Here is a 9,388-nt window from a genome sequence, read left to right on the forward strand (position 1 = left end):
GCGCCTCGGCCCGTTCGCCCCATCCCAGATCTAGGAGACCCCATGACCGTGTGGATCCACCACCGCCCGGACACCGAGGTGGACACCGAAATCGCCACCGCCGCAGGCGCTCTGGCAGGACTGCGCCTCGCCGTCAAGGACAATGTGGATGTCGCGGGCCTGCCGACGACCGCCGCCTGTCCCGACTTCGCGTATACGCCGGATCGGGACGCGCTCACGGTCGCCGCGCTGCGCGCGGCCGGTGCGGTCGTGGTCGGGAAGACCAATCTCGACCAGTTCGCCACCGGATTGGTCGGCACCCGCTCGCCCTACGGCGTCGTCGAGAACGCGCTGCGACCCGGATATGTCTCGGGCGGTTCGAGTTCCGGGTCGGCGGTCGCGGTCGCGACCGGGGAGGCGGATATCGCCATCGGCACCGACACGGCCGGGTCCGGGCGCGTACCGGCCGCGTTCCACGGCCTGGCCGGTATCAAGCCGACCGTCGGCGTGATCTCCACCGAGGGCGTCGTCCCCGCCTGCCGCTCCTATGACTGTGTGACGATCTTCGCCGCCGATCTGCGCCTGGCCGATCGGGCCATGAGCGTCATGGCCGCGGGTGCGCCGGGCCGGCCGTGGCCCGCCGACACCCGGCTGGCCGCGCCGCCGCAGCCGGTGATCGCGGTGTTCAGCGCGCTACCGGATCTGGATCCGCGGTGGCGCAGCGCCTTCGAGCGGACGGTCGCGGCACTGCGCGATCGGGGCGCGACCATTGTGGAAGTCGATCCGGAGCCCTTCCTGGCCGCCGCCAGACTGCTGTACGACGGCGCGCTGGTCGCCGAACGCTATGCGGCGGTGGGCGAATTCATCGACGCACACCCCGAATCGGCCGATCCCACGGTCGGATCCATCATCCGTGCCGCCCGGGAGCTACCCGCGCATCGGCTGGTCACCGATCTGGCCGCGCTGGAACGCCTGCGCGCTACCGCCATGGCGAGCCTCGCGGGGGCGGACGCGCTGCTGACCCCGACCGCACCGGCCCACCCGACCATTGCCGAGGTCGCCGCCGATCCCATTGCCGTGAATGCCCGGCTCGGCACCTACACCAACTTCTGCAATCTCTTCGACCTCTGCGCGGTCGCGATCCCCACGGATGAGCCACATTTCGGCGTGACCGTGCTGGCCCGCGCCTTCGAGGACGCCGTGGCGCTCGATATCGCCGCCCTGATCACCGGCGCCCCACTCGACCCCGGCGAGCCGTGCTGGCCCGCGATGGTCGCGGCCGCGCACGGTCTGGTCGTCTTCGGCGCGCACCTGCGCGGCCAACCCCTCGAAGCTCAGCTGACCGAGCTGGGCGCGCGCTGGTGCGGCCCGGTCGAGACCACTCCGCACTACCGTCTGGGCGCGTTGGACACGGTGCCGCCCAAACCGGCCGTAACCCGGGTCCCCGCAATGGAATCCGGTGTCGCGGTGGCCGGGGAACGCTGGCTGCTCTCGCCCGCCGCCCTCGGCCGCTTCCTCGCGGCCCTGCCCGCCCCCATGCAGCTGGGCGCGGTCGAGCTCGCCGACGGCACCTGGCACACCGGGTTCGGCTGCACCGGCGCGGCCGCCGAATCCGCCAAGGACATCAGCGAATACGGCGGCTGGCGCGCGGCGCTGGCGGCCGGGGCCGTGAGCTGACGGTCCGTCAGTTCTGCCAGAGCGCCAGCACGCGGTCCGCGTCCGCCTTGCCCTGCGCGCGACCGGCTTCCAGTGACGGGACGCGGGTGGCGGTGTCGAGCGGGTTGAAGCCGAAGGCCGCGGTGGCGGCCTCGTCCGGGGCGATCACCTCGACCCGGGCGCCGGCCGCGACCAGGCCCGCCACCTGCGCCTCTAGTTCCGCGTCCGGCATGGGCGCGATCACCAGCACCCGGGCGTAGCCGGTGGCGAGATCGGCGTTCACCGACGTCCGGACGCCGCCATCGGTGTAGCGCGCGCCGTCGACCGTGGCGCAGGGCCACACCATCGGCACCGCGGAGCTGGCGGTCACCGCGTCGACCAGCGCGACGCCGGAGTCCTTGTCGAAGACCCGCAGCTCGCCCGTGTCGGCGTTCACCGCGATGATCCGGACATCCCGATCGGACCATTCGTGCACGGGCAGCCGGGTCTCGATGACGGCCCGCCGCTCCGGCTCCGGGACCGACTCCGCCCGCAGCGCGAGCGCGCCGATGCGCTGCCGGCGCTCGACCGAATCCACCTGCAGTTCCTCGATGATGGCGGCCAGCGTCTCCCAGAGCCCGGCGAACCTCTCCATCGAGGGCACGATCTCGCGGCTCTGCACCGCCGGATCCACCTGCCGCCGAACCAGTTCCGCGAGTTCGATCCCGCTGCCCACCTGGGCGGCCACATTGGACCCGGCGGAGGTGCCGAGCAGCAGATCCGCCCCGGTCACGTCGGCGCCCGCATCCGCCAGCCCGGCGAGAATGCCCGTCGCCCAGGAGATCCCGGCCACCCCGCCGCCGCCGATCACCAGCGCACGTTCCGTCGTCATACCTGCTCTCACTTTCCTACCCGCCGAGAAAGACACCCTGCGGTACGAAAGCTACCGGTTGGGCCGCCGGAACGGCGGCTATGGCCCGATTTCCACCGCTCATTCCGAGACGTGCGTCGCGTCGGGATTGGTGGCATCGCGAATGATGCGCAGACTCGCGGTGAGCTGGTCGAGTTGCTCGGGGCTGAGCAGGCCGGTGAACCAGCGCTCCACGCCGTCGAGATACGCGGGCAGTACGCGCGCCACGCGGGTCGCCCCGGCGGCGGTGAGCACCGCGTAGGAGCTGCGCCGGTCGGCGGGATCGGCCTCGCGGCGGACGAACCCATTGCGCTCCAGGCGATCCACCAGCCGGGTGACGCCGGAGGTGGACAGGCTGGTCTGGATGGCGAGATCCGTCATGCGCAGCTTGCGGCCGGGTGAGCGGCTCAGGCGCATCAGGGCATTCAGGTCGAGTCCCGACAGGCCATTGCGCTTCCAGGTCTCCTCGAGCCGGGCGATGAGCCCGTCGTGAGCCTCGTAGAGCAGGCCGACCGCGGTCAGCCGGGGGTCGTCGAAGAGATTGGGATCCACGGTGAGCAGCCTAGACCAGACGTTTTCAGTGCGGATAGTTGACACGCGGAGCATTTCGGATATCTTGTTGCTAACGCAATATTCCGCACTGCAACTACATGGAGGTTCCGATGAAGACCGAGCGCTGGGTGGCGGGATTCCGTGCGCCGCTGGTGAATCCGGCCGAGGAGATCAAGCTCGCCGAGCCGCGGGCCTTCGCCGGCGAGACCGTGCGACAGGTGGTGCGGGTGGCCGGCGGCGGGTCACAGCTGCGTGTGCGACTGACCAATCGCTACGGCACCGACGAACTCGTGATCGGCAGGGCGCGGATCGCCGTGCGCAAGACGGGCGGTGAGATCGTGCCCGAGACCGATACCGCGGTGCGGTTCGCGGGGTCCGAGTCCACCCGGATCCCGGCCGGGGCCGATATCCTCAGCGACCCGGTGGACCTGGCCGTCGAGGCGGGGACCGAACTGGCGCTGAGCGTGTACCTGCCCGAACCGGCGCTGCCCGCGTTCGCGCAGCTCCCGGTCGACAGCAGCTGGGTCAGCGCCGGCGATCGGACGGGTGACGCCGCTCCGTCCGATGCCGAGGAGACCGCGTCGCGGTTCCTCCTCACCGGAATCGACATCGCTGTCGACTCCGAGGTTCCGGTGCTGGTGGCCTTCGGCGACTCGTGGTTCGAAGGCTTCGGCTCGACCCACGGCGCGAACCGCCGGTCGGTGGATGTGCTGAACCAGCGGCTGGCCACCGGGTGGGCGGTCAATCAGGGCATCGGCGGCAACCGGCTGCTCACCGACGAGATCGGCGAGCACGGGCTGGCCCGGTTCGAGCGCGACGTGCCGTCGGTGCCGGGGGTCGCGGCCGTGTGGGCCAACTTCGGCATCAATGACCTGATCCTGGCCGGCACCGCGACCGCCGGGGCGCTCATCGCCGGCTTCGCCGCACTGGCCGAGCGGGCGCACGCGGCCGGACTGCCGATCTACGCCAACACCATCGGACCGTTCGGCGGGGCCATCTACCCGGGTCTGGCAGTGGCCGAGGGCATTCCGGTGCGGCGCGCGGTGAACGAGTGGCTGCGCACCACCACGGTGTTCGACGCCGTCTTCGATGTGGCCGCGGCCGTGGAGAATCCGGCGGATCCGGACTTCATCCGGCCCGAGTTCGACAGCGGTGACGGGATGCATCTCAATGACGACGGCGCCCGGGCCATGGCGGAGGCGGTGGATCTCACCGCGCTGCCGCCGGCCTTCCGGTGAGCGGCCGGTCGGCGGGTCAGGGCAGGCGCGGTGCGGCGGCCTGATCCTGCCTCGATCCATGGGCAAAGCGCGGTTCAGCGCGGTGTGACCTCGGCGAGCAGCTCCGGTCCACGGGCCTCCAACCGGGTGGTCGCCCAGCGGATTCCGAGTGCGGCGCCCACCCCGCCGAGCAGTACGCCGATCGGCAGCGCCACCCACTGGAGTAGCGAGTTGTGGAGTGCCACACCGATTCCCAGTATCGCGAGCACCGGGGCCGCCGTCAGCAACTGCACCAGGCCCACCGCGAACTGCATGAGGATCTTCAGGCAGCCGGGATTGCCCGAGCCCGCGAACGGGTTGCCGCGCTGCGGTGGCAGGGCGAAGGCGGCATGCGTGGACAGGAACACCACCGCTCCCACACCGACGCCGACCAGCACCGGCAGCGTCGACAGCGCCCAGACGTACAGGTACGGCCGGCCGAGCGCGCCGGGCAGGATGAGGGTGGCGAGCACCGACGGCGGAGTGACCAGGAGCAGCCAGGCGTAGGCGCGGCCGCGCACGTCCGCGCGTAGCGCGCCGGGCGTCACCAGCGTTTGCCAGATCGCGGTGCCGTCGAATCCGTACAGGTTGGTGCTGGACATGGTGGCCAGCCACACCACGAAAGCGCCCGAGAACGGGATGGTTCCGCTACCGCCGGTGCGGAGCGACAGGAAGATCGGCAGCACGAAACCGATGATCAGCAGCGGCAGCAGGGCGGCGCGGCGACGGCCGTCGCGCCACCAGGTGCGCAGCTCCTTGGCGACCACGGCGCCGATCGCGGTGGCGGGGATGAAACGGTCGAGCAGACCGCCGCCGGTGTCGACCACCTGGCCGGCGGGTGCGGCCGGGGTGGTGAGGCGGCGCTCCAGCAGGACCGCCCAGGACTGCCACAGGATCAGCGACAGCAGCGCCAGGCCGAGCAGCGGCAGCAGGGCGAGCAGGTAATTGCCGCGGGCCGCGGCCTCGACGGCGTAGGGCGCCCAGCCCGACGGGACCGCGCGCAGCGTCACCGACAGGCCGCTGTGGTCGCCCTGCAGTTTCGGGCCGAGGGCCGAAACCAGCAGGTTCAGTGGGTAATACGCCAGGCCGATGAGGGCGGCGAAGAGCACGCCCAGGTCCTTGCCGCGCCGGGACCGCATGGCCGCGCCGAGCCAGGCCACCACGACCCGCGACAGCAGGACCACGAACACCAGTTGCAGGACCGCGCCGAGCGCCGCGATCGCGGTGGCGCCCAGGCCGATCGGCGCGGCGAGCAGGACCAGGCCGCCGAAGGCGATCAGGTTGACGATAGGGGCGGGCCCGACGAAGGCCGCCGCGCCGAGCCCGTAGGCCAGTTGCCGAGTCGTCAAGGGCAGCAGGCGGAATTGCTCGGGTTGCAGGGTCTCGTCGCTGCTGCCGGTGAGCACCGGGCCGCAGATCCAGCCGAGGGTCCAGGCCGCGAAGATCGCCGCCGCCACCGTCACTCCCCCGTGCACGGTCTCGTGCGCGCCGGCGATGATGAGCGCGGTGGCCACCGCGGCGATCAGGCCGAAGACGCTGCCGGTCCAGAAGTTCAGCGCCGCACGGCCTTCCCGCATGTGCCGCGCGGTGATGCGCAATCGCATGCGGATCAGGACGCCAACCACGACAGCCCCTCTTCGCCGCCCACGCGCCCGCCCACCAGCCGCACGAAGGCCTCCTCCAGCGTGCCCTCGCCGCGTACCTCGGTGAGCGTCCCACCCGCCACCACCCGTCCCCGGTTGATCACGGCGACCCGGTCGCAGATGGATTCCACCAGTGCCATCACATGACTCGACAGCACCACCGATCCACCCGCGGCCACGAACCGCTGCAGGATCGTTCGAATTGTTCCCGCCGACACCGGATCCACCGCCTCGAACGGCTCGTCCAGCACCAGCAGTTTCGGTGCGTGCAGCAGAGCGGTGGCGAGGCCGATCTTCTTCCGCATGCCCGCCGAATAATCAACCACCACAGTGTTTTCCGCGCCGTCCAGCTCGAGCACGTGCAGCAGCTCGTCCGCCCGCCCGACCACGGTCGCCCTGTTCATCCCGCGCAGCAACCCGGTGAAGTTCAACAGCTCCCGCCCGGTGAGCCGCTCCGGCAACGCCAACCCATCCGGCAACACCCCCACCACGGTCTTCGCCCGCACCGGATCCGACCACACCTCATGTCCGAAAATCCGGGCCGCCCCATGATCCGGCCGCAACAACCCCACCGCCATCGACAACGTCGTCGTCTTCCCCGCCCCGTTCGGACCCACCAGCCCGAAGAACGACCCGGGCGGCACCGCCAGGCTCACCCCCTCGACCACCCAGGGCCCTCCGAACTTCTTGTAGAGCCCATCCAGCTCGAGCGCCGGTCGCCCATCGACAGTCATATGCCCTCCTCGGAGCCCCACCTATCGCCCTTTCACGATAAGCATGCTGCTCCACTGCCAGACATATCGCTCAACCCGCACTCCACCGCAACCGGGCGCTCGAATCCGGCAGTCGCGCACTACGGTGCGCTACGGCCGGAGGGACGCGGGGTCGAAGGCGATGTCGAAGGGGAGATTCAGGGCGGCAACACGGCCGGCCGGGCAACGAGCGACCAATTCGTATTCGCCGCTGTCGGTGAGCGCGTACGCGAACAGGACCGGGAGCTCTTCGCTGGACAACTGCCCCTTGAAGCGATTGGACTCGATCCGCCAGAAGTTCGGGATCCCGCCGTCTGCGTAGAGGTCAGGCTTCATCCGGCGATCCATGGCGGCGGTCGAGCGCGAGACGACCTCCACCGCCAGTGCGACCTGCGCCGCAGGTATCCCCCGCTCGTCCCAGGGGACCGGGCCCGCACACACCAGCAGATCCGGGATCGGCTCGTCGTCGCCGATGAGCACCCCGACCCCGGGGATCATGAAGAGCCCGTCCGGTAGCGCCGAGTCGAGTATCCGCCCCAGCTGGGACACCATCAGCTGATGGATGGGTTTCGGCGCGGCATTCACGACAAGCTGCCCACATACGACCTCGTACCGGAGTCCGTTCTCGGGAAGGTGATCGAGATCGGCCGCGGTCCAACGATCGGAAGCAGGCACATGCATAGACGAATTGTCTGGCTCGAGTGCCGGCATCGCCAAGGCAAACACCCCCCTTTTCCCAATCTGGTTGCACACCACCGCCAACAAGGCTGAACGGTAGCTCCATCCCGATAGCGACTCGCCGATGACGAACATTTGTTCGTTCGTCACCGGCGAGTTGCGGCGCGCTCCGATCAGCGGGTGAGGGTGGTGAAGAATTCGCGGATGTCGCCGGTGAGCAGGTCGGGGACTTCCAGGGCGGGGAAGTGGCCGCCGGAGTAGAACTCCGACCAGTGCACGATGTTGTGTGCCTGCTCCGCGAAGCGGCGGATGGCGAAGTCGGCGGTGGTGAACACCGCGACGCCGGTCGGGACCGTGCCCTTCGGCTTCGGGGCGAACATCGTGTAGTCGTGGAAGCGTTCGTAGTAGTAGTTGGCGACGCTGCGGGCGGTGTCGGTGAGCCAGTAGATCGCGACGGTCGTCAGGATCTTGTCCCGATCGATCGCGTCCTCGGGCAGCTCGTGGGCGGCATCGGTCCACTCCTTGTACTTCTCCACGATCCAACCCAGCTGTCCCGCAGGCGAATCCGCCAGCAGTTGCGCGATCGTGTTCGGCCGCGACCCGGCCAGGTTCATGTAGGCGGAGCCGTCGTCCTGGAACTGCTTCATCGCCGCCAACCGCTGCTGTTCGGCCCCGGTGAGCGCGGCCATGTCGGCCGGATCGCCCGTGGGGAAGGTGACCAGCGCGTTGACGTGCACCCCGATCACCCGGTCGCTGAAGTCGCGGCCCACACGCGGCGCCACGAATGCGCCGTGGTCGCCACCGTGCACGCCGAACCGCTCATAACCGAGCCGGGTCATGAGCTCGGCCAGCGCGGCAGCGACTTTCCCATCGTCCCAACCGGTTTCGGTCAGCGGCCCGGAGAATCCGTGCCCCGGCAGGGTCGGGATGACCAGGTGGAAGGCCGGGGCGTCGGCCTCGCCGTGGGCGGCCGGATCGGTCAGCGGGCCGATCATGCCGAGGAAGTCGGCGGGGGTGCCGGGCCAGCCGTGGATGAGCAGCAGCGGGATCGCGTCCCGCTGTTCGGAGCGGATATGGAGGAAGTGCAGGTGCTGCCCGTCGATGGTGGTGGAGAACTGCGGGTGGGCGTTCAGCGTGGCTTCGATGGCGCGCCAGTCGAACTTCTCGGCCCAGTAGGTGGCGAGTTCACGCAGGTAGGAGGTGGGGACGCCGCGTTCCCACCCCGTGCCCGGGACCTCGTCGATCCACCGGGTGCGAGTCAGGCGCTGGTTCAGGTCGTCGAGGTCGGCCTGCGGGATGTCGATGCGGAAGGGGCGGATGTCGGTGTCGCTCATGACATCGAGCTTTCCGATAAAGAGGGGTCCTCCACATCACGACAATTCGTTATCTCCCGCGCTGTCCACGCCAAGGCCCCCATGCCTGACCCACCTCCCTTGCGCGGCTGACCACCGCCCGGAGGTCAGCCGTGCAAGATGGTGACCACCATGATCACCACCGCGTTCCTTCAGTACTCCGGCAATGGCCCGATGCGCCACGAGGAGAGCCTGCTGGCGGAAGGACTTCGGCAGCGCGGCATCCCGATTCGCTTCTACACGATCAAGCGCGTCCATCGCCGAGAGCTACCTCTGGGCCCCGACACCTTCATCGCCGGCGATATGGACGCGATGCACGGGCCATGCGCCAAACCGCGGTTCGAGTCCTCCAAGGCGCGTTGACGATTCGGGACAGCAGGTCCGACAGCTTGTCGACCTGTTCCGCCTCGAGTCACCGAAGACCGTATGGGTCGCGGCCCCGGGCAATTCCTTCGCCTCGGTCAGCGCTGTCCCCGGGCGTGAGCTTCGAATCAATGCTCGAAGCGGGGCGCCACGAGACATCCGCTCTATGCCTGTCGGACATCCCGGGGCTTCCGGCATGCAGACGGGGTGGGTCGTTTGCCGCCGGTGCCGGTGACGAACGGGGGTGTTCGTCACCGGCAGGGCCGGG

At 69.7% G+C, this 9,388-nt stretch carries 9 protein-coding genes; 3 read left to right on the forward strand and 6 right to left on the reverse strand.

Translation table 11 applies throughout. The features are described 5' to 3' along the window. Positions 1-42 precede the first annotated feature (42 nt). Positions 43-1,656, forward strand: coding sequence for an allophanate hydrolase (gene atzF / locus ACQP1O_RS39155; protein ID WP_433563333.1), 1,614 nt, complete (start codon positions 43-45; stop codon positions 1,654-1,656). A 7-nt stretch (positions 1,657-1,663) separates the two neighbouring features. Here the strand turns inward: atzF and ACQP1O_RS39160 are convergent, their stop codons facing one another. Together ACQP1O_RS39160 and ACQP1O_RS39165 are read right to left on the reverse strand one after the other, a co-directional pair. Beyond that, positions 1,664-2,506: a patatin-like phospholipase family protein gene (locus ACQP1O_RS39160; protein ID WP_433563334.1), complete on the reverse strand. Its 843-nt coding sequence runs from the start codon at positions 2,504-2,506 to the stop codon at positions 1,664-1,666. A gap of 99 nt (positions 2,507-2,605) precedes the next feature. Further along, positions 2,606-3,076, reverse strand: a complete 471-nt coding sequence (locus tag ACQP1O_RS39165) for a MarR family winged helix-turn-helix transcriptional regulator (protein WP_433563335.1) — start codon at positions 3,074-3,076, stop codon at positions 2,606-2,608. Positions 3,077-3,186: 110 nt separating this feature from the next. Here ACQP1O_RS39165 and ACQP1O_RS39170 point away from each other — a divergent pair, with 110 nt between their 5' ends. Further along, complete coding sequence (locus tag ACQP1O_RS39170; protein WP_433563336.1) at positions 3,187-4,314, forward strand: GDSL-type esterase/lipase family protein; 1,128 nt, start codon at positions 3,187-3,189, stop codon at positions 4,312-4,314. Positions 4,315-4,388: 74 nt separating this feature from the next. Here ACQP1O_RS39170 and ACQP1O_RS39175 read toward each other — a convergent pair whose 3' ends face one another. The 4 genes from ACQP1O_RS39175 to ACQP1O_RS39190 all read right to left on the reverse strand — a co-directional run bounded on the left by ACQP1O_RS39175 (position 4,389) and on the right by ACQP1O_RS39190 (position 8,739). Further along, entirely contained in the window at positions 4,389-5,957 is a 1,569-nt protein-coding gene (locus ACQP1O_RS39175) for a hypothetical protein (RefSeq protein WP_433563337.1), read from the reverse strand. Beyond that, complete coding sequence (locus ACQP1O_RS39180) at positions 5,942-6,709, reverse strand: ABC transporter ATP-binding protein (protein WP_433563338.1); 768 nt, start codon at positions 6,707-6,709, stop codon at positions 5,942-5,944. Before ACQP1O_RS39180 ends, ACQP1O_RS39175 begins: the two co-directional genes overlap by 16 nt. A 129-nt stretch (positions 6,710-6,838) precedes the next feature. Continuing rightward, on the reverse strand, positions 6,839-7,408 hold the full coding sequence (locus ACQP1O_RS39185) for a Uma2 family endonuclease (protein WP_433563339.1): 570 nt from the start codon (positions 7,406-7,408) through the stop codon (positions 6,839-6,841). 170 nt (positions 7,409-7,578) lie between these two features. Beyond that, the gene (locus ACQP1O_RS39190) at positions 7,579-8,739 is read right to left on the reverse strand and encodes an epoxide hydrolase family protein (protein ID WP_433563340.1); all 1,161 of its coding nucleotides are present in this window, start codon (positions 8,737-8,739) and stop codon (positions 7,579-7,581) included. A gap of 150 nt (positions 8,740-8,889) precedes the next feature. Here ACQP1O_RS39190 and ACQP1O_RS39195 point away from each other — a divergent pair, with 150 nt between their 5' ends. Continuing rightward, the gene (locus ACQP1O_RS39195; protein WP_433563341.1) at positions 8,890-9,120 is read left to right on the forward strand and encodes a hypothetical protein; all 231 of its coding nucleotides are present in this window, start codon (positions 8,890-8,892) and stop codon (positions 9,118-9,120) included. Positions 9,121-9,388 lie beyond the last annotated feature (268 nt).

The sequence above is a fragment of the Nocardia sp. CA-151230 genome (assembly GCF_050942175.1).
Taxonomy (GTDB): domain Bacteria; phylum Actinomycetota; class Actinomycetes; order Mycobacteriales; family Mycobacteriaceae; genus Nocardia.

Bases quoted from the DNA above. Each gene is read 5' to 3' on its own strand.
- ACQP1O_RS39170 (WP_433563336.1), top strand. From the start codon at position 3,187: ATGAAGACCGAGCGCTGGGTGGCGGGATTCCGTGCGCCGCTGGTGAAT.
- ACQP1O_RS39160 (WP_433563334.1), bottom strand. From the start codon at position 2,506: ATGACGACGGAACGTGCGCTGGTGATCGGCGGCGGCGGGGTGGCCGGG.
- ACQP1O_RS39190 (WP_433563340.1), bottom strand. From the start codon at position 8,739: ATGAGCGACACCGACATCCGCCCCTTCCGCATCGACATCCCGCAGGCC.
- ACQP1O_RS39185 (WP_433563339.1), bottom strand. From the start codon at position 7,408: ATGCATGTGCCTGCTTCCGATCGTTGGACCGCGGCCGATCTCGATCAC.
- ACQP1O_RS39195 (WP_433563341.1), top strand. From the start codon at position 8,890: ATGATCACCACCGCGTTCCTTCAGTACTCCGGCAATGGCCCGATGCGC.
- atzF (WP_433563333.1), top strand. From the start codon at position 43: ATGACCGTGTGGATCCACCACCGCCCGGACACCGAGGTGGACACCGAA.
- ACQP1O_RS39180 (WP_433563338.1), bottom strand. From the start codon at position 6,709: ATGACTGTCGATGGGCGACCGGCGCTCGAGCTGGATGGGCTCTACAAG.